The organism is Streptomyces sp. WAC03905 (genome assembly GCF_057371075.1).
Genome location: NZ_JBXYDZ010000003.1, coordinates 5,385,199 through 5,403,073 on the forward strand (window position 1 = coordinate 5,385,199; position 17,875 = coordinate 5,403,073).

Annotated in this window: 20 protein-coding genes and 1 tRNA gene; 13 read left to right on the plus strand and 8 right to left on the minus strand. The window is 71.8% G+C overall.

The window, feature by feature from the left end; translation table 11 throughout:
- Positions 1-371: 371 nt before the first annotated feature.
- The 6 genes from AC2RP6_RS26825 (at position 372) to AC2RP6_RS26850 (ending at position 5,009) form a co-directional block, all read left to right on the plus strand.
- Positions 372-800 (plus strand): DUF3052 domain-containing protein, encoded by a 429-nt coding sequence (locus AC2RP6_RS26825; RefSeq protein ID WP_030026015.1) that lies wholly within the window; start codon positions 372-374, stop codon positions 798-800.
- A 226-nt stretch (positions 801-1,026) separates the two neighbouring features.
- Positions 1,027-1,485, plus strand: coding sequence for a peroxiredoxin (locus AC2RP6_RS26830; protein WP_486448507.1), 459 nt, complete (start codon positions 1,027-1,029; stop codon positions 1,483-1,485).
- 139 nt (positions 1,486-1,624) lie between these two features.
- On the plus strand, positions 1,625-2,200 hold the full coding sequence (locus AC2RP6_RS26835; protein WP_030026013.1) for a TerD family protein: 576 nt from the start codon (positions 1,625-1,627) through the stop codon (positions 2,198-2,200).
- 215 nt (positions 2,201-2,415) lie between these two features.
- Entirely contained in the window at positions 2,416-2,991 is a 576-nt protein-coding gene (locus AC2RP6_RS26840) for a TerD family protein (RefSeq protein ID WP_030657020.1), read from the plus strand.
- A 34-nt stretch (positions 2,992-3,025) separates the two neighbouring features.
- Entirely contained in the window at positions 3,026-4,138 is a 1,113-nt protein-coding gene (locus tag AC2RP6_RS26845) for a DUF475 domain-containing protein (RefSeq protein WP_486448508.1), read from the plus strand.
- A gap of 130 nt (positions 4,139-4,268) precedes the next feature.
- Entirely contained in the window at positions 4,269-5,009 is a 741-nt protein-coding gene (locus tag AC2RP6_RS26850) for a TerD family protein (protein ID WP_486448509.1), read from the plus strand.
- 87 nt (positions 5,010-5,096) lie between these two features.
- Here the strand turns inward: AC2RP6_RS26850 and AC2RP6_RS26855 are convergent, their stop codons facing one another.
- Entirely contained in the window at positions 5,097-5,888 is a 792-nt protein-coding gene (locus AC2RP6_RS26855) for a TerD family protein (RefSeq protein WP_486448510.1), read from the minus strand.
- Between the two features lie 194 nt (positions 5,889-6,082).
- Here AC2RP6_RS26855 and AC2RP6_RS26860 point away from each other — a divergent pair, with 194 nt between their 5' ends.
- From AC2RP6_RS26860 to AC2RP6_RS26875, 4 genes are read left to right on the plus strand one after another with little or no spacing between them, the layout of a single operon-like run.
- On the plus strand, positions 6,083-7,258 hold the full coding sequence (locus AC2RP6_RS26860) for an HpcH/HpaI aldolase/citrate lyase family protein (RefSeq protein ID WP_486448511.1): 1,176 nt from the start codon (positions 6,083-6,085) through the stop codon (positions 7,256-7,258).
- 8 nt (positions 7,259-7,266) lie between these two features.
- Complete coding sequence (locus AC2RP6_RS26865; RefSeq protein WP_486448512.1) at positions 7,267-9,855, plus strand: phosphoribosyltransferase; 2,589 nt, start codon at positions 7,267-7,269, stop codon at positions 9,853-9,855.
- On the plus strand, positions 9,852-10,682 hold the full coding sequence (locus AC2RP6_RS26870) for an HAD family hydrolase (RefSeq protein WP_486448513.1): 831 nt from the start codon (positions 9,852-9,854) through the stop codon (positions 10,680-10,682). Before AC2RP6_RS26865 ends, AC2RP6_RS26870 begins: the two co-directional genes overlap by 4 nt.
- Positions 10,679-11,338 carry an O-methyltransferase gene (locus AC2RP6_RS26875; RefSeq protein WP_486448514.1) on the plus strand — a complete coding sequence of 220 codons (660 nt, stop codon included), beginning with the start codon at positions 10,679-10,681 and terminating at the stop codon, positions 11,336-11,338. The genes AC2RP6_RS26870 and AC2RP6_RS26875 overlap by 4 nt, the downstream gene beginning before the upstream one ends.
- Before the next feature lie 95 nt (positions 11,339-11,433).
- Here the strand turns inward: AC2RP6_RS26875 and AC2RP6_RS26880 are convergent, their stop codons facing one another.
- The 3 genes from AC2RP6_RS26880 to AC2RP6_RS26890 all read right to left on the minus strand — a co-directional run bounded on the left by AC2RP6_RS26880 (position 11,434) and on the right by AC2RP6_RS26890 (position 13,937).
- Positions 11,434-11,658 carry an FmdB family zinc ribbon protein gene (locus AC2RP6_RS26880; protein ID WP_030657003.1) on the minus strand — a complete coding sequence of 75 codons (225 nt, stop codon included), beginning with the start codon at positions 11,656-11,658 and terminating at the stop codon, positions 11,434-11,436.
- A 59-nt stretch (positions 11,659-11,717) separates the two neighbouring features.
- Positions 11,718-12,467, minus strand: a complete 750-nt coding sequence (locus tag AC2RP6_RS26885; protein WP_486448515.1) for a DUF4383 domain-containing protein — start codon at positions 12,465-12,467, stop codon at positions 11,718-11,720.
- Between the two features lie 186 nt (positions 12,468-12,653).
- Positions 12,654-13,937 (minus strand): coiled-coil domain-containing protein, encoded by a 1,284-nt coding sequence (locus tag AC2RP6_RS26890; RefSeq protein WP_486448516.1) that lies wholly within the window; start codon positions 13,935-13,937, stop codon positions 12,654-12,656.
- Positions 13,938-14,002: 65 nt separating this feature from the next.
- Between AC2RP6_RS26890 and AC2RP6_RS26895 the strand changes: the two genes are divergently transcribed.
- Positions 14,003-14,077 (plus strand) — tRNA-Val (locus AC2RP6_RS26895).
- 393 nt (positions 14,078-14,470) lie between these two features.
- Here the strand turns inward: AC2RP6_RS26895 and AC2RP6_RS26900 are convergent.
- Both AC2RP6_RS26900 and AC2RP6_RS26905 read right to left on the minus strand, forming a co-directional pair.
- Positions 14,471-15,148 (minus strand): DUF4389 domain-containing protein, encoded by a 678-nt coding sequence (locus tag AC2RP6_RS26900; protein ID WP_486448517.1) that lies wholly within the window; start codon positions 15,146-15,148, stop codon positions 14,471-14,473.
- A 146-nt stretch (positions 15,149-15,294) separates the two neighbouring features.
- A complete protein-coding gene (locus AC2RP6_RS26905; protein ID WP_486450459.1) occupies positions 15,295-15,369 on the minus strand; it encodes a 50S ribosomal protein bL37 in 75 nt (24 codons plus the stop codon).
- Between the two features lie 116 nt (positions 15,370-15,485).
- On the opposite strand from AC2RP6_RS26905, the gene AC2RP6_RS26910 reads away from it, so the two are divergent.
- Together AC2RP6_RS26910 and AC2RP6_RS26915 are read left to right on the plus strand one after the other, a co-directional pair.
- The gene (locus AC2RP6_RS26910; protein WP_486448518.1) at positions 15,486-16,142 is read left to right on the plus strand and encodes a TRADD-N-associated membrane domain-containing protein; all 657 of its coding nucleotides are present in this window, start codon (positions 15,486-15,488) and stop codon (positions 16,140-16,142) included.
- 16 nt (positions 16,143-16,158) lie between these two features.
- Complete coding sequence (locus AC2RP6_RS26915; protein ID WP_030656990.1) at positions 16,159-16,383, plus strand: DUF2277 domain-containing protein; 225 nt, start codon at positions 16,159-16,161, stop codon at positions 16,381-16,383.
- Positions 16,384-16,396: 13 nt separating this feature from the next.
- Here the strand turns inward: AC2RP6_RS26915 and AC2RP6_RS26920 are convergent, their stop codons facing one another.
- On the minus strand, positions 16,397-16,924 hold the full coding sequence (locus AC2RP6_RS26920) for a hypothetical protein (protein ID WP_486448519.1): 528 nt from the start codon (positions 16,922-16,924) through the stop codon (positions 16,397-16,399).
- Positions 16,925-17,203: 279 nt separating this feature from the next.
- Positions 17,204-17,848, minus strand: coding sequence for a DedA family protein (locus AC2RP6_RS26925; RefSeq protein WP_486448520.1), 645 nt, complete (start codon positions 17,846-17,848; stop codon positions 17,204-17,206).
- Positions 17,849-17,875 lie beyond the last annotated feature (27 nt).

A 17,875-nucleotide genomic window follows, 5' to 3' on the forward strand; every position in this document is an offset into this window, starting at 1 on the left:
GTAATCCCTGCGATCGGCGGGGAGGCCCGGCAGGTGCGACGGGGTCCGTTCCGCGGTGCGGGGTGGCGGGTGCGACCAAATCGCAACCTTACGCCCAAGCCGGCCGGTGGCCCCGGGAGGCCGTTCGTCCCTCAAACAGGTAGGAAAGTCCTCATGCGATGGCGAATGAGCTGGAATGGTGTGGGATGAATCACCAGAGGTGCACACGGGCACCCTGAAAGTTGCGGCGAGACGGCCGCAATCGTCACCGTTTCGACGGTCTCGGCGGCCGGGTACTTGCGCGATCCGCCGCGCCCGTGTGGACTACGCCCAATGCTGCGCGTACGCGCGCCGCCGAAGAACATTCACCGAACATGAGCAGGAGGCACCCCGTGAGCGCGACCGCGGACCACGCGGAGAGCCTGGCCGCCCGGCTGGGTTTCCAGTCCGAACAGGTGGTCCAGGAGATCGGCTACGACGACGACGTCGATCAGGAATTCCGTGACCTCGTCGAGGAGCTCGTCGGCGAACTCGTCGACGAGGACTACGACGACGTCGCCGACGCGGTGCTGCTGTGGTTCCGCGAGGACGACGGCGATCTGACGGACGCGCTGGTCGATGCCACCGAGCTGGTCGAGGACGGCGCACTGATCCTGCTGCTGACCCCCAAGACGGGCCGTGACGGCTACGTCGAGGCCAGCGACATCAGCGAGGCGGCCGAGACGGCCGGTCTCTCGCAGACCAGGAGCGTCAGCGTCGGCAAGGAATGGGCCGCCACCAAGCTGGTGACGCCCAAGACCGCCGCCAAGTCCAAGCGCTGAGCCGCGCCCGCTGCCGGGCGGACACGCTTCCACACCCCGCTGACCAGGTAGATCCCGGTCGGCGGGGTGTGCGCGTTCCTCCGGCGGGGGGTGCGCGATCCACGGCCCGGGCGGGACCTCGCGGTGCCGCCGGCACGCCGGGCGGGACCCGAGGCGGGACACCCCATAGGCTTTGACTCACCCGAACAGCCCAACGCGGGGATGCGGGAACGAAGGGATGCGAGAGATGGCGATCGAGGTCGGCGACAAGGCCCCGGACTTCGAGCTCAAGGACAACCACGGCGCCACCGTGCGGCTCTCCGACTTCCGGGGGGAGAAGGCCGTGGTGCTGCTCTTCTACCCGTTCGCCTTCACCGGTGTCTGCACCGGCGAGCTGTGCGAGCTGCGCGACCAGCTCCCGCGCTTCCAGAACGACGACGTCCAGCTCCTCGCCGTCTCCAACGACTCCGTGCCGACCCTGCGGGTCTTCGGGGAGCAGGAAGGCCTGGAGTACCCGCTGCTGTCGGACTTCTGGCCGCACGGCGAGACCTCCCGCGCCTACGGCGTCTTCGACGAGGGCAAGGGCTGCGCGGTCCGCGGCACCTTCATCATCGACAAGGACGGCGTCGTGCGCTGGACTGTCGTCAACGGACTGCCCGACGCGCGTGACCTGAACGAGTACATCAAGGCGCTCGACAGCCTCTGAGCGCGTCTGCGCAGGCCGTCACGCGCAGTTCCCTGCGAAAACCGCTTACGGGCGGGAACCCGTCACTAGGATCGAAACGTTGATCCGGTAGCAACCGCACGACGGGGCACCGCCCCACACAGAACCCAATGGAGGACCCGTGGGAGTCAGCCTCAGCAAGGGCGGCAACGTCTCGCTGACCAAGGCCGCGCCTAACCTGACGGCGGTCATCGTCGGTCTGGGCTGGGACGCTCGCACCACCACCGGTGTCGACTTCGACCTCGACGCCAGCGCGATCCTGACCAACGACCAGGGCAAGGTCGCCAGCGACGCGAACTTCGTCTTCTTCAACAACCTGAAGAGCCCCGACGGCTCGGTCGAGCACACCGGTGACAACACCACCGGTGAGGGCGAGGGCGACGATGAGGCCATCAAGGTCAACCTCGCCGGCGTCCCGGCCGATGTCGCCAAGATCGTCTTCCCGGTCTCGATCTACGAGGCCGAGACCCGCCAGCAGAGCTTCGGCCAGGTCCGCAACGCCTACATCCGCGTCGTGAACCAGGCCGACAACACCGAGCTCGCCCGCTACGACCTCTCCGAGGACGCGTCGACCGAGACCGCCATGGTCTTCGGCGAGCTCTACCGCAACGGCGCGGAGTGGAAGTTCCGCGCGATCGGCCAGGGCTACGCCTCGGGTCTGCGCGGCATCGCGCAGGACTTCGGCGTCAACGTCTGAGCCTGAGAGCAGCATCCGTCCGGCGCCGTGCACTGTGTGTACGGCGCCGGACCTGCTTGGCCGCCCGCACCGGACTCCACCGCTCCGCAGCCTGAACTCTCCACCGCTGCGCCGCTCGACCGTTCCGCCGCGTCACCGCGTCACCGCGTCACCGTTCCACCGCGTCACCGTTCCACCGTCACATCGCCACACCGTCGTCCGGGGAGGACCACAACATGGGCGTCACACTCGCCAAGGGGGGCAATGTCTCCCTGTCCAAGGCCGCACCGAACCTCACCAGGGTTCTGATCGGTCTCGGATGGGACGCGCGCTCGACCACGGGAGCCGACTTCGACCTCGACGCCAGCGCGCTGCTCTGCAACGGCGGCCGGGTGCTGGGGGACGACTACTTCGTCTTCTACAACAACCTGACGAGCCCCGACGGCTCCGTCGAACACACGGGGGACAACCTCACCGGCGAGGGCGACGGCGACGACGAGTCGATCATCATCGACCTCACCCGGGTCCCGGCGAACGTGGACAAGATCGTCTTCCCGGTCTCCATCCACGAGGCGGACACCCGCCGGCAGAGCTTCGGCCAGGTCAGCAACGCCTTCATCCGCGTCGTCAACCAGGCCGACGGCCAGGAACTGGCCCGCTACGACCTCTCCGAGGACGCCTCCAGCGAGACCGCGATGATCTTCGGCGAGGTCTACCGGTACGGGGGTGAATGGAAGTTCCGGGCGGTGGGGCAGGGGTACGCGTCGGGGCTCCGGGGCATCGCTCTAGACTTCGGGGTCAACGTTTCGTAAAGCCGTACACAGACGCATGGGGTGCCAGGTGCCAGTGGTTCTGAAAACCTTCGGCTGGTCGTTCGCCATCACGGCGCTCGGCCTTGCCTTTGCCGCGTGGCAGTGGGGGTGGGAGGCGTTCGGGGTCGTGCTGATCCTGTCGATCCTCGAAATCTCGCTGTCGTTCGACAACGCGGTCGTCAATGCCGGAATCCTGAAGAAGATGAATGCCTTCTGGCAGAAGATCTTCCTTACCGTCGGCATCCTGATCGCCGTCTTCGGCATGAGGCTCGTCTTCCCGGTGGCGATCGTCGCCATCAGTGCGAAGGTCGGCCCCATCGAGGCCATCGAACTGGCCCTGGACCAGCCCGAGCAGTACGAGGCCCTGGTCACCGACGCCCACCCGGCCATCGCCGCCTTCGGCGGAATGTTCCTGCTGATGATCTTCCTCGACTTCATCTTCGAGGAGCGCGACCACAAGTGGCTCGCGTGGCTGGAGCGTCCGCTCGCCAAGCTCGGCAAGGTCGACATGCTGTCGGTCTGCATCGCCCTGATCGCGCTGCTGGTCTCGGCGATGACCTTCGCCGTCAACGCCCACACCAGCACCGGCCACCAGGACAAGTCCGCCACCGTGCTCCTCGCCGGCGTCGCCGGTCTGATCACCTACCTCATCGTCGGCGGTCTGTCCTCGTACTTCGAGGACAAGCTGGAGGAGGAAGAGGAGCGCGAGCACGAGGAGGAGGAGAAGGCCAAGGCCGCGGGCAAGCCCGTCTCCGCCGTCGGCCTCGCCGGCAAGGCCGCGTTCTTCCTCTTCCTCTACCTGGAAGTCCTCGACGCCTCGTTCTCCTTCGACGGGGTCATCGGCGCCTTCGCCATCACCAACCACATCTTCTGGATGGCGCTCGGCCTCGGTATCGGAGCCATGTACGTCCGTTCGCTCACGGTCTACCTGGTCCGCCAGGGCACCCTGGACGACTACGTCTACCTGGAGCACGGCGCGCACTACGCGATCGGCGCGCTCGCCGTCATCCTGCTGGTCACCATCCAGCACGAGATCAGCGAGATCATCACCGGTCTCATCGGCGTGGTGCTGATCGCCGCCTCCTTCTGGTCCTCGGTGCGCCGCAACAAGCGCCTGGAACTGGAGGGTTCCACCGCCGAGGCATGACCGCGGCGTTAATGCGGAACGCTCCAATGCGGGGCGGTCCACCGGGTCCACGGACCCGGCGGGCCGCCCCGTTTCCGTAGGCTTCGCAGGACCCAGGGGATCAGGGGACCAGGGGATCAGGGGGTAGGGGATGGGCTTCTTCGACGGCATCTTGGGCAGCCGGGCCGTGCAGTTCCAGTCGGGCAGCGCCTCGTCGAACGCGATCGAGCTGACCAAACGACATTCGACGGTGTCGCTCAGCAGGCAGGGCGCCGTCCACGGCAACCTGCGCGTCAATCTGTCCTGGCGCATGCGCACCTCGGACATCGGCGGCCGCTCCGGCCAGAGCGGCCAGCTCTTCCGTCATCCGTTCAAGCTGTTCAAGCCGGACATGGTGCAGGCGCACACCCAGGGCATGGTCAACGTCGACCTCGACATGGGCTGCCTGTACGAGCTGACCGACGGCACGCGCGGCGCCGTCCAGCCGCTGGGCAACCTGCTGGGCGACCTCAACGACCCGCCGTTCGTCAAGCTCAGCGGGGACGACCGGTTCGGATCGGGATCGGGGGAGACCCTCTACATCAACCTCGACCACGCCGACGAGATCAAGCGCCTGCTCGTCTTCGTCTACATCTACGACCAGACCCCGGCCTTCGACCGGACGCACGCCATGGTGACCCTCTACCCGGTGACGGGACCGCGGATCGAGATCCCGCTCGACGAGCGGCACCCGCAGGCCCGCTCCTGCGCCGTCGTCTCCCTGGAGAAGGTCAAGGGCGAGCTGGTCGTGAAGCGCGAGGTGAAGTTCGTGTACGGGTTCCAGTCCGAGCTGGACCGGCTGTACGGCTGGGGTCTCCAGTGGGGGCGGGGCTACAAGAGTGCGAAGAGGTGACCCGGCCCGGCCGCGGCACCGGGGATGCCGCCGCGGCACCGGGGGTGCCGCCACTGCATCGGAGATGCTCCGGCCGGGCCTGCGGCCTCAGCGCCGGATGAACTGCGGGCCCTGCGCCGGCAGCCGGAAGGACGGGTCGCCGCCCGGTCCGGGCACGGGGGCCGGCGACACCGGCTGCGGGTACCCGTAGGCGGGCTGGGCGGCCGGCGGAGCCTGCGTCGGCGGGGCCATCGCGGCCGTCTGATCCGAGGTGGGCCCCGCGGAGGAGGCCGCGGCGCCGGAGGCCGACCCGGCGACCGCGCCCGAGTCCGTGTCCGCGCCGGGCTCCGCGGCGTTCTCGTCGACCGAGATACCGTGGTCGGTCGCCAGGCCCACCAGGCCGTCGGAGTAGCCCTCGCCGAGCGCCCGGAACTTCCACCCGTCGCCCCGGCGGTACAGCTCGCCGCAGATCAGCGCCGTCTCGGCGCCGGTCTCGGGCCGCACGTCGAAGTAGGCCAGAGGCTCGGCGGCCCCGGCCGCGGTGGCGTCGTACAGGAGGATCCGCAGGTCGCGGACCCGCTGGAAGGGGACGTCCTCGGCGGAGGCGACCACCAGGATCCGGTCCACGGATGGGGTCACCGTCCGCAGGTCCGCCTGGACGGCGTCGGTGATGGCGTCGCCGACCTGCTTCTTGCCGAGGCGCCAGACGGCCCCCGAGGGGTGCCGGGGCTGGTTGTAGAAGACGAAGTCCTCGTCCGAACGCACCCGGCCGTCCGGGCCCACCAGCAGTGCCGAGGCGTCCACGTCCGGCACCTCGGGGCCGCCGGTCCAGCGCAGCACCGCCCGGACCGCCACGGGGGCCACCGGGATGTTCGAGCCCTTCTGCATCGCGTGCGTCATGCACGTCATCCTGCCCTCCCGGGGGTGAGCGGGACAATGCGGCCCCCCGTTGGGCCTTGTACCGAACGCGAGAGCTGGGCATGGTGCAAGAGGGTTACCTGAACTTCATGTGCTTGAGGAACTCTTGACTCACGTTCGTACGTACTATTACCGGCCATGCCAGTTGGGCCGCCGAGGTTGTACGGGGGAAGCACATGCGTCACTTTGGGCACGTATCGCCCACGGTCCGTAAGGACCTCTTCCACCAGGAACCGGCGGAATTCACCGGGGCCTCGCCCGCCCGCGTCCTCGCGGCGGCCCTCGGGGCCACCCTCTACAGCCCGGCCACCCGCCCCGCGCTGGCCGCGGACATCCGCAAGCAGGCCGGCCGCGGAGTGGTCTCCATGGTCCTCTGCCTGGAGGATTCCATCAGCGACGCCGACGTCGTCGGGGCCGAGGAGAACCTCGTCCGGCAGTTCGCCGACCTCGACGAGGGGACCGCGGACGACGCGGAGCTCCCGCTGCTCTTCGTCCGCGTCCGCACGCCCGAGCAGATACCCGACCTCACGCGCCGCCTCGGCCGCTCGGTGCGGCACCTGGCCGGATTCGTACTCCCCAAGTTCGACGAGCGGCGCGGTATCCCCTTCCTGGAGGCCGTCGCGGCGGCGGAGGCCGCGAGCGGACGGGCCCGGCTGTATGCCATGCCCGTCCTGGAGACCCCCGAGCTGCTCCACCTCGAAACCCGCGTCGAAGCCCTCGCCGGCATCTCCCGCACGGTCAACAGCCACCGCGAGCGGGTCCTCGCGCTGCGCCTGGGCGTGACCGACTTCTGCTCCGCCTACGGGCTGCGCCGCACCCCCGACATGACCGCCTACGACGTGCAGATCGTCGCCGGCGTCATCGCGGACGTCGTCAACGTCCTCAGCAGGGCCGACGGCACCGGTTTCACCGTGACCGGCCCCGTCTGGGAGTACTTCCGCAGCCAGCAGCGCCTCTTCAAGCCCCAGCTGCGCCGCAGCCCCTTCCTGGAGGAGGGCGTCGAGGAGCTGCGCACCGCGCTGATCGAGCACGACCTGGACGGCCTGCTGCGCGAGATCGAGCTCGACCGGGCCAACGGGCTGCTCGGCAAGACCTGCATCCACCCGGCCCACGTCACGCCCGTGCACGCCCTGTCGGTCGTCTCGCACGAGGAGTTCTGCGACGCCCAGGACATCCTTCGGCCCGAGCGCGGCGGCGGCGGAGTGATGCGCTCGGCTTATACGAACAAAATGAACGAGGTGAAGCCCCACCGGGCCTGGGCCGAGCGCACCATGCTGCGCGCCGAGGTCTTCGGTGTGGCGAACGAGCAGGTCGGCTTCGTCGACCTGCTCACGGCCGGGCTCCAGGTGTGAGCGGGCCGGTGCCGAAGCAGACGACGAGGAAGGGCAAGACGATCGACGAGGTGTGGTCGGGAACCTGGGTGGCGGACCGGCTGGGCGTCGGCCTGCACGACTCCGAAGGGGGTCCGCGGCCCGGCCCGAGGCTGAGCCCGCAGCTGACGGAGCTGCTCGGACTGGCCCTGCGGCGCAACCCCAAGCGCGCACACCTGCTGGTCTCGCAGGTGCTGGGCAAACACGTCCCGCAGTCCCCGCGCACGGTGTACGCCGCCGGGTACGGGCTCGGGACGCGCGTGCGGGCGCTGCTCGGCGAGGACGGCGCGGCCGCGGCCGTGGTCCTCGGCTACGCCGAGACCGCCACCGGCCTCGGCCACTGCGTCGCCGACGGCGTGGGCGCCGCCCCCTACCTGCACTCCACCCGCCGGCCCGTGCCGGGTGTGGCGACGGCCGGCGGCTTCGAGGAGGCGCACTCGCACGCCACCTCCCACCTGCTGCTGCCCGAGGACCCCGAGCTGCTCGCGGGCGACGGGCCGCTGGTCCTCGTCGACGACGAGTTCTCCACCGGCAACACGGTCCTGAACACCATCCGCGACCTGCACGCCCGCCACCCCCGCTCGCACTACGTGGTCGTCGCCCTCGTCGACATGCGCTCCCCGGCCGACCGGGACCGGCTGACGGCGTTCGCCGCCGAGCTGGGCGCCCGGGTGGACCTGATCGCCCTCGCCTCAGGCACGGTGTCCCTCCCCGACGGAGTCCTGGCGAAGGGCCAGGCGCTGGTGGAGGAGTACGAAGCGGCCGCCGCGGGCACTGCGTCGACTTCGGCTTCGGCTTCCGTTTCGGCATCGCTGACGCAGACGGCGTCGGAGCCGCAGCCGGAGCAGGCGTCCGTCGTCCGGGTGGACCTGAACTGGCCGGCCCGCCTGCCCGACGGCGGCCGCCACGGCTTCACCCCCGCACACCGCCGGCGCCTGGACGCCGCCCTGCCGGCCTTCACCGCGCAGCTCACGGCCGCGCTCGGCACCGAGCCCGGACGGGTCCTCGTACTCGGCAACGAAGAGCTGATGTACGCGCCGCTGCGCCTCGCGAAGGCGCTGGAGGAGGCGGGGGCGGCCCGGGAGGTCCGCTTCTCCACCACCACCCGCTCCCCGGTGCTCGCCGTGGACGACCCCGGCTACGCCATCCGTACCCGGCTGGTCTTCCCCGCGCACGACGCCCCCGCCGACGGGCCCGGCGACCGCTACGCCTACAACGTCGCCCGCCCCTCGGACGGCGCCCGGTTCGACACCGTCGTCGCCGTCGTCGACTCGGCCGGCGACACCGCCGAGCTGCACACGGGGCTCCTCGCGGCCCTCGCCCCGCACACCGGCCGCCTCGTCCTGGCCGTCGTACCGTCCTACATACCGCCCGTGGCGTCCCTCGCCTCCCTGGCGTCCATACCCTCCCGCACGTCCGACCACCGGCAGGAGCCGACCATGCCCGAGCCCCTGCGCGGCCCCGCCTTCTCCTCCTACGCCCCCGAGGACGTCGGCTGGCTGCTCCAGGACCTCTCCGGTGTGCAGCTCGAAGCCCCGACCGAGGAGCGCGAGGAGGCCATCCAGGCCGGCGGCGCGCACTACGCCGAGTCCTTGCCCGTCGAGTACCAGCCCTCACCCGAGTACCAGGAGCTGTACGGCAGCGCGCTGGCCGCCTCGGCCGCCCGGGTCGCCCGCGCCGTCGGCACCGTCACCGAGACCGTCCTCGCCGAGCGCTCCCCCTCCCCGGTCCTGGTCTCCCTGGCCCGCGCCGGAACCCCGGTCGGCGTCCTGATGCGCCGCTGGGCCCGCGCCCGGCACGGCCTGGACCTGCCGCACTACGCCGTCTCCATCGTGCGCGGCCGCGGTATCGACGCCAATGCCCTGCGCTGGCTGGCCGCCCACCACGACCCCGCCGACATCGTCTTCGTCGACGGCTGGACCGGCAAGGGCGCCATCACCCGTGAGCTGAAGGCCGCCCTCGCCCCGTTCCCGGGCTTCGACCCGGAGATCGTCGTCCTCGCCGACCCCGGCTCCTGCGTGCCCACGTACGGCACCCGGGAGGACTTCCTGATCCCCTCCGCCTGTCTCAATTCCACCGTCTCCGGTCTCATCTCGCGTACGGTTCTCAGGTCCGACCTGGTCGGACCCGCCGACTTCCACGGCGCGAAGTTCTACCGCGAGCTCGCCGGGGCCGACGTCTCCGTCGCCTTCGTCGACGCGGTCGCCGCCCACTTCGACGACGTGGCGGACGCCGTCGACGAGGAGGTCAAGGAACTCCTCGCGGCCGACCGCACGCCGACCTGGGAGGGCTGGGCGGCGGTCGAGCGGATCAGCGAGGAGTACGGCATCCACGACGTGAACCTCGTCAAGCCCGGCGTCGGCGAGACCACCCGCGTGCTCCTGCGCCGGGTGCCGTGGAAGATCCTGGCGCAGCGCGGCGCCGGGGCCGACCTGGACCACGTACGCCTGCTCGCCGAGCAGCGCGGGGTCCCGGTGGAGGAGGTCGACGGACTGCCCTACACCTGCGTCGGCCTCATCCACCCCCGATTCACGCGCGGCGCCACGGGCGCCGACGGAAAGGCTGTGGCCTCCAAGTGACTGTCCTCGTAGCCAGTGACCTCGACCGTACGCTCATCTACTCGGCGGCCGCCCTCGGTCTGACCATGCCCGACCCGGTGGCCCCGCGGCTGCTGTGCGTCGAGGTCCACGAGAGCAAGCCGCTGTCCTACATGACGGAGACGGCCGCGGCACTGCTGGCGGAGCTCACCGAGGACCCGTCCGTCGTCTTCGTCCCCACCACCACCCGCACGCGCAAGCAGTACCAGCGCATCCGCTTCCCCGGCCGCCCCGCCCGGTACGCGATCTGCGCCAACGGCGGGCAGCTCCTGGTCGACGGCGTACCGGACCGCGACTGGCGGCGGCAGGTCGCGGCGCGCCTCGCCGAGGAGTGCGCCCCGCTGGAGGAGGTCCACGAGCACCTGCTGACCACCGCCGACCCGGCGTGGCTGCGCAAGGCACGGCTCGCGGAGGACCTCTTCGCCTACCTCGTCGTCGAACGGGCCCTGGTCCCCGACGCATGGCTCAAGTCCCTGAGCGAGTGGGCCGGGGCCCGCGGCTGGACGGTCTCCCTCCAGGGCCGGAAGATCTACGCCGTGCCCCGCCCGCTCACCAAGAGCGCGGCCATGCACGAGGTCGCCCGCCGTACCGGAGCGACCACGACCCTGGCCGCCGGAGACTCGCTCCTCGACGCCGATCTGCTGCTGGCCGCGGACGCCGCCTGGCGCCCGGGCCACGGCGAACTGGCCGACGCGTCCTGGACCGCGCCCACGGTGACGGCCCTGCCCGAGACGGGCGTCCTGGCCGGCGAGGAAATGGTGCGCGCATTCGCCCGGGAGGCCGCGCGGCTCGGCAGACTGGACGCATGACCAAAGGCAACAGCACGAAGATCACGGACGAGTTGTACCGGTACATGCTCGACCACAACCCCCCGCTGGACGCCGTCCAGCGGGGCCTGGTGGCCAGGACCTACGCGAAGTTCCCCGACGTCGCCGGAATGCAGTCCGCGGAGGAGCAGGGCCCGCTGCTCGCCTTCCTCGTCCGCCTGACCGGCGCCCGTCTCATCGTCGAGGTCGGCACCTTCACCGGCTTCTCGGCCCTGTCGATGGCCCAGGCCCTGCCCGCCGACGGCCGCCTCATCGCCTGCGACGTCTCCGAGGAGTGGACGGCGTACGGCAGGGAGGCCTGGGAGGAGGCCGGCGTCGCGGGCCGCATCGATCTGCGCATCGCACCGGCCCTGGAGACCCTGCGGGCGATGCCCGCCGAGCCCCACATCGACATGGCGTACGTGGACGCGGACAAGGAGAGCCAGATCTCCTACTGGGAGGAGCTGGTGCCCAGGCTCCGCCCCGGCGGCCTGATCGTCACCGACAACACCCTGTACCACGGCACGGTCCTGGACGAGTCGGCCACCGGCTCGGCGGCGGGCGTGCGCGCCTTCAACGACCACGTCGCGGCGGACCCGCGCATGGACTCCGTCCTGCTGGCGATCTCGGACGGCCTCACGCTCTCGCGCAAGCGGTAGCGGCAGCGATGGCGGTGGCGACGGGCGTGGCGGTGGCGACGGGCGTGGCCGTGGCGGTCCGCCCGGCGCTGCGGCCGCGGCTGCGGCCGGGCCGGTCAGCCGCAGCCGCCGCCACCGCAGCAGCCCCCGCCGCCTCCGCCGCCCATGGGGCGCGCGGGCGCGGGGGCGCTGCCCGACCCGCCCACGGCGACGGCGGACAGCAGCTTGACGGTGTCGGCGTGCCCGGCCGGGCAGTCGGCGGGCGCGGAGGACTCGGCCATCGGCCGGCTGACCTCAAAGGTGTCGTCGCAGGTCCGGCAGCGGAATTCGTAACGAGGCATGCGCACAGGCTAAGCGCGCCCGCCGCCCGTGCGCTACGCATCCCGGTGGTGTCCGCGGATCAGGTGCCGGACAGTCCCCCGGCGGTGTCCGGCCGGCCGAGGCGTGCGCGGGCCGCCCGTGCCCGGTCCTCCCGGGCCGCCTGCTCGGGGTGGCGCGCCCGCCAGTACGGATTGTCGTGCGGCAGCGCGCTGCCGACCCGCCCGTACATTCCGAACCACATCAGCATCACGCCGACGACGAAGCTGAACAGCACGTTCTGGATCCTGAAGGCCAGGAAGTTCAGTCCTGTGTCGAGGAGTGCCAGATTCACGAAGCCGCTCGCGATGAACAGCACGCCCAGCACGATGTTCAGCGTCGAGGCGAAGGTCCCGCCCACCACCATCCCGAGGATGAGCAGACCGCCGAAGCAGATCGACAGGACGCTCAGCGCACCGTTGGTGTTCAGCGCCAGCACCGTGTCGCCGCCCGTGTCGAAGAACCCGATCCGGTTGATCAGGCCCAGGACCCCGAACACCACCAGCAGCAGGCCGGTCAGCCCCGCCCCGACCCGGTACACCTGGCTGAGCTTGTGGTCGATGGGCAGGTGCTCGTCGAGCTGAGCGTTGACGGGATGCAGCGCGCGCTGCACCCGCCGCCCGAACGGGTGCGGGTCCGGCGGCACGTCCGTCTCGGACGGCTCGTGGGCCACGTAGGGCGCGTAGTGCTCGTGGGGCTCGGTGCACCCGTACGCCGCATGCGGTGCGTACGGCGCCCGGGACACGGGTGGTACCTGGGACGCGCGCGGCTTGTGGAAGGTGTGGGCAGCCATGGAGGCCTCCTCTGCTCCGTCCCGTACCCCCAGCATCCGCCGCGGACCGCCCGGCGACAACCAGGACGGCCCCGAGGAGCACGGCGGCCGCGGGCGGGCGCGGGGCCGGGGCGGGCAGGGGCGGGCGGGGCCGGGGCGGGCGCCGAGGCGCTCGGGCGGTGGGGCCAGGACAGGGAGCCGCGCTCCTCAGCCCTGGCCGCGCTCCTCGCGGATGCCGGTCACCACACGGTTCACGGAAGCCCGAACGGCCTCCATCTCCAGCAGGAACGCCCAGTAATCGGGGTGCCGCGCCTCCAGCCCCGCCAACGCCCGGCCCACCCGGGCCACCGCGTCGTCCAGCGGCCCCGCGTGCCGCGGATCCGGCACGCTGCGGCCCGCCATCGCCAGCCGCTGCGCGTCCCGGATCGCGAAGCGGGTCCGGTCGACCTCCGCCTGCGGGTCCCGCGCCACCGCCTCCAGCCGCGTCAGCCGGTCCTGCGCCGCCGACATCGCCTCGTCCGTCGCGTCCAGCGCACCGCGGACCGCCTCGATCAGCGTCCCCACGTCCGCCCAGCGCTGCTCGTCACGGGCCACGCCCGCCTCCCGCAGCTGCTCCTCGGCCCGCGACACGTCCCGCACCGCCTCGTCCGGCACGTGCTGCAGGTCCTGCCAGCACGCCGCGCTGAACCGCCGCCGCAGCTCGCTCAGTACCGGATCCACCCGGTCCGCCCGATTGCGCAGCGCCTGCGCCCGCGTCCGCAGGCTCACCAGCCGCCGGTCGATCTCCGCCGCCCGCTCGGGCAGCCGCGCCGCCTCGACCCGTATGGCCTCCGCGTCGCGCAGGATCCGGTCGGCGCGCTGCACCGTCTCCTGCACCCCGTGCTGCGCCGCGCCCTGGTTCAGCTTGGTCAGCTCCGGCCCCAGCGCCGCCAGCCGCGCCGCCAGGTCGTCGGCCCGCATCCCCTTGGCCCGTACGGCGTCCAGCGCGTCACTGGCTCCGATCAGCGCGGCCCTGGCCCGCTCCCGGGCCGGCGCGACCCGCGCCAACTGCGTCTCGGCCCTGTCCAGCAGCGGCTGCAGCCCCTGCGCGAACCGCTCCAGCTCCCCCTTGACCCGCAGGAGTTCGTCCCGGGCCCGGGTCAGCTGCTCCCGCGCTCGCGTGGCGGCCGAGGCCTCCAACTCCGCCCGGTCCAGGTCGTGCGCGTCGACCGCCTCGATGTAGACGTGGCTGACCTGGTCGATGCGCTGCCCGAGCGCGGCGAACCCCTCGGTCGCCTGCCGCGCGGCGGGCGACCCGTCCGCCGCGGCGATCGTCTCGATGGAGATCCGCAGATCCCGCTGCGCCGTGTCCAGCTCGTAGAACGCCGCGGCGGCAGCGTCCTTGGCCGCCTGCGCATCCGCCCGCCGACTCTCGTCCCGCCCACCGAACCACCGCCGGGATGCCGTCGTCACAGTCCCTCTCCCGTACGTGTCCGCCATGCCCCGGTCCATTCTCTCCCACGGGAACCGGTTTGCGTGGGGGGTGCGCCCGGCATGTAGGCTGTCCACTCATCCACGGGTGCGTAGCTCAGGGGTAGAGCGCTGCTCTTACAAAGCAGATGTCGGCGGTTCGAAACCGTCCGCGCCCACCAGTCAAAAGGCCTCCAACCGATCTTGGTTGGGGGCCTTTGACGGCTGAAGCGACGGCAGTCTCCTGGGCGCTCGGCCTCCGCCGCCTGTGCATGCGCCCCGGGGGCTGGGTACCGGAGCCGAGGGGTGTCCTCGCGAGTCCGCTTCCTCCCGCACCCAACGCCGGCGCGACCGGTAGGACCCGGAAACCCGTTGTCGCTGGTGAGGGCGCGGTCCGCACATGGTGGCGAGACCGACGACGAGCTGGCGTGCCGACCTCGCCGGCGAGGCCGAGCAGCTGGTCGCCGGCACCCGGGCGGGCTCGGGCGGTACCAGCTCACGGATGCGTGGGTGGCGCGGCTGTTGGTCGGTCGGGCCGGCCGCGCGCTGGGGTGGCGGGGGCCCGTTGTCGTGGGTCAGGGGTGGGCGGTGGCTGGGAGGTCGGGGCCGCCGGGGTCCAGGCGGAACGGGGGGTACCTGTCGGTCATGAGGGACGCGTAGGCGAGGACGCGCAGGGTCCAGCGGACCAGGCCCATCAGGAGGTCGAACAGGCCCCGGGGGTAGCGGCCGGTGAAGGCCAGGGTCAGGACGGCGACCAGGGACAGCAGGCCGATGAGGCCGGAGAAGGGGCTGTAGTCCTGCATGTAGCGGTACGCGCTCCAGCCGCTGGTGACCAGCATGCCGACCACCAGCAACTGCGGGACGACCAGGAGCCACTTGACCAGGACGAGCCGGCGGGAGAGGCGGGCCGGGTACGCGACGTGCACGCGGACCGGGTACGCCGGAACGTCCTTGAGGGTGAACGGCGGATACCGGTCGGTGGCGAGCACCATGGAGCAGTAGTACTGGACGCGCGTGCTCCAGCGGATGACGCCGACGTTGAAGTCGAAGAGGGGCCGCGGATACCGGCCGGTGATGACGATGCAGAAGAACGCGGCCACGCTCACCAGCACGAAGCCGATGTGCAGGCAGAACAGCACGATGTGGTGGGGGAGGGCGAGGAGCCATTTGACCAGCCACATCCATCGGCTGAGCCGGGGGTCCGGGGTCGCCTCGACGCGCAGCGGGTAGGCGGGAGCGGGGGTGGGGAGCATGGCCGTCACATCATTTCTCGGGCGGGGACAGGGACTGCTTGTCCGCCATTACGCCCCGCCGTGCCGATGTGCGTCATGCCAGGAGAATTCGTGACTTGACGTGCGAAGACCCCCGGCCCGGGGAGGTCGGGGGTCTTTCGGACGGCTCAGGCGTTGGGGCGCTTGCCGTGGTTGGCCTTCCTCTTCTTGCGGGCCCGCTTCTTGTTGCCTCGCTTGGCCATGGTGACAGTCTCCCTACTCTCGGTGACCTTTCATGACGCCGTCAGTCTAGGCGTGGGCCGGGGCGTCCGCATCAGGGCCTCTTGGCCGGTGCGGTGGCGCGTGGGATCGTCGGGGGATGGGCGAGTGGCTCGCATGGGGTGCGGTGGGCGCGGCCGTGGTCGTCGCGGTGCTGGTACTGGCGTTGACGGAGCGCTCCCTGGGGGCGGGCTTCGAGCGCAGACGGGAAGAGGAGCGGGCCAGGCTGCTCGCCCGGCTCCAGGACCCGGACGGGGACGACGGGCCGCCGAGCGCCGTGCCCGGGGCCGGAAAGTACCAGGACGTCGGCGGTGGCCGGCGCTCGCACGCGCGGCTCGGTGACCGGCGGGACGACTTCACCCCGATCCTCGTCGAGTACTACGCCTACGGGTTGACGCAGGCCCGCAGCAGCTTCGGGACGAGCCAGCGCTTCGCCGGGGCCGGCGCGGCGATCCTGCTCGTCGGCATCGGGCTCGCGGTACGGAAGGCCGAAACCGGCGGGGAGCTCTACCTCGGCATCGTCACCAGCGCGACGGGCCTGGTCACGACCCTGATCGGGCAGCTCTTCCACCGGCGGGCCGACATCGCCCTGCGGCACATGGCCGACCAGACCGCCTCGCTGCGCGACGACCGCCGGGCCGCCGAGACCACCCAGCAGGCCATCGGACTGCTGGAAACCGTCGACGACCCGGAGCTGAGGGCCCGGCTCCAGGCCGGACTGATCATGAAGCTTTCCGGGGCCGAGCTGCCCCGGTAAGCGGGATAGTGGAGACATGTGCCGATCGATTAAGACCCTGCGTCCGCCCGCCATCCCCGAGAAGGCGACCGAGGAGGAGATCCGGGCCGCCGCGCTGCAGTACGTGCGGAAGGTGTCCGGGTTCCGGGTGCCCGCCGCGCACAACCGCGAGGTGTTCGACGAGGCGGTGGACGCCATCGCCGAAGCCACCGCGGCCCTGCTCGACGGCGTGCACGTACGGGGGCAGGCCGCCCCGGCCTGATCCGCGTACGCCCTTACGCGGCCGCGCGGCGGCGCAGCACCCACACGCCGCCGATCAGGGCGGCCGCGGCGAGGGTGCCGCCGACGGCGATCTCGGCCGGGCTCATCGCGCCGATGCTGCCGCCCGTACCGCCGCGGGCCGCGCCGGGGGTGACCTGGAGGGAGACGGTGACGCGCTCGCCGCCGGGACCGCCGCACTCGAAGAGGACCCGGTGGGTGCCGGGGTTGGCGTTGTTGAAGACGGTGGCGTTGCCGATGAGGTTGGTGGCTTCGAGGTTTCCGGGGGTCAGCCGTACTTCGCTGAACGCGGTGGACGTGACCCGGGCGACCTTGGTGCCGCATCCCTCGATGTTCAGGGCGACCCGGCCGCCCGGGGCGACCGCGGTGGGGGAGACGCCGGCGGACGGCGCGGCGTGGGCGAGGGTGACGGGCGTGGCGGCGACGACGAGGGCGGCGGCCGCGGCGGTCATCAGACGGCGCGGGGTGGCGGACCGCGTGGGGGGCGCGGTGGCCGGCGGCTGGGCGAGCGGCGTGGCGGGCATGGAGGGAACTCCTCGGCTCCTCGAAACGGCGCGGCCGGGCCACGGATGTGACGCGGATGCGGTTGCGCACCGTCCCCAGGACGCTAGGAGCCCGGCCCGCAGGCGGCGATCGGGGCCGGGCGAACGGGTGAGCCACTGCTCCGCCCGGGGGAGCCCCGCCGGTCCGGGCGAACCCGGCAGGAACCCTCGAAGGAGTGTCCGCGACGTGGCGCCGGCCGGGCGCACACCCCCAGCGGGCCGGGGTACCTCCAGCTGGGGGTGGGACTACGCGGACACGACTCAGGCCGCCGGAGTCGCGGCTGCGGCCGAGGGCGGGCGGCGCACCAGGAATGCCGCGAGGGCGCCGGCGGCGAAGAGGGCGACGATCGACACGGCCGTGCCGAGCCACTGGGTCCCCAGCCATCGGGTGCCGAAGTAGCCCAGCGCCACGCTGTACCCGGCCCACGCCATGCCCGCCAGGACCGACCAGGGCAGGAACTCCGCCACCTTGCGCTGCGTCTTGCCCGCTCCCAGCGACACCACGCTCCGTCCCGCCGGGGCGAAGCGGGCGATCACCACCAGGGCGCCGCCCCCGCGGGCGAGGGCCGTGCCCAGGCGCTCCTGGGCGCGCGTCAGCCGGCGCGAGCGGGCGATGGCCCGGTCCAGCCGGGCCCCGCCGTGCCGGGCCAGCCGGAACGCGGCCATGTCACCCAGCACCGATGCCGTCGTCGCGATCACGAGGAGCAGCAGGATGTCCGGCACCTGCTCGGGCACCCGGACCGGCACCGCGCCGGTCGTCCCGGCCGCGGCCGCGGCAGCCGCGGCAGCGGTGATCACCAGTACCCCGCTCGGCAGCACCGGAAGGAAGACGTCGAGCACGATGGACCCCGCCACCAGGGCGTAGATCCATGGGCTCGCGGTCAGCGACCCCAAAGTCTCCAACAAAGCGGGACTCCCCAGTCCGGTTGACGT

Bases quoted from the DNA above. Each gene is read 5' to 3' on its own strand.
- AC2RP6_RS26880 (WP_030657003.1), bottom strand. From the start codon at position 11,658: ATGCCTCGTTACGAATTCCGCTGCCGGACCTGCGACGACACCTTTGAG.
- AC2RP6_RS26860 (WP_486448511.1), top strand. From the start codon at position 6,083: ATGCGTCACTTTGGGCACGTATCGCCCACGGTCCGTAAGGACCTCTTC.
- AC2RP6_RS26830 (WP_486448507.1), top strand. From the start codon at position 1,027: ATGGCGATCGAGGTCGGCGACAAGGCCCCGGACTTCGAGCTCAAGGAC.
- AC2RP6_RS26910 (WP_486448518.1), top strand. From the start codon at position 15,486: ATGGGCGAGTGGCTCGCATGGGGTGCGGTGGGCGCGGCCGTGGTCGTC.
- AC2RP6_RS26875 (WP_486448514.1), top strand. From the start codon at position 10,679: ATGACCAAAGGCAACAGCACGAAGATCACGGACGAGTTGTACCGGTAC.
- AC2RP6_RS26840 (WP_030657020.1), top strand. From the start codon at position 2,416: ATGGGCGTCACACTCGCCAAGGGGGGCAATGTCTCCCTGTCCAAGGCC.
- AC2RP6_RS26850 (WP_486448509.1), top strand. From the start codon at position 4,269: ATGGGCTTCTTCGACGGCATCTTGGGCAGCCGGGCCGTGCAGTTCCAG.
- AC2RP6_RS26920 (WP_486448519.1), bottom strand. From the start codon at position 16,924: ATGCCCGCCACGCCGCTCGCCCAGCCGCCGGCCACCGCGCCCCCCACG.
- AC2RP6_RS26890 (WP_486448516.1), bottom strand. From the start codon at position 13,937: ATGGACCGGGGCATGGCGGACACGTACGGGAGAGGGACTGTGACGACG.
- AC2RP6_RS26915 (WP_030656990.1), top strand. From the start codon at position 16,159: ATGTGCCGATCGATTAAGACCCTGCGTCCGCCCGCCATCCCCGAGAAG.
- AC2RP6_RS26855 (WP_486448510.1), bottom strand. From the start codon at position 5,888: ATGACGCACGCGATGCAGAAGGGCTCGAACATCCCGGTGGCCCCCGTG.
- AC2RP6_RS26885 (WP_486448515.1), bottom strand. From the start codon at position 12,467: ATGGCTGCCCACACCTTCCACAAGCCGCGCGCGTCCCAGGTACCACCC.
- AC2RP6_RS26900 (WP_486448517.1), bottom strand. From the start codon at position 15,148: ATGCTCCCCACCCCCGCTCCCGCCTACCCGCTGCGCGTCGAGGCGACC.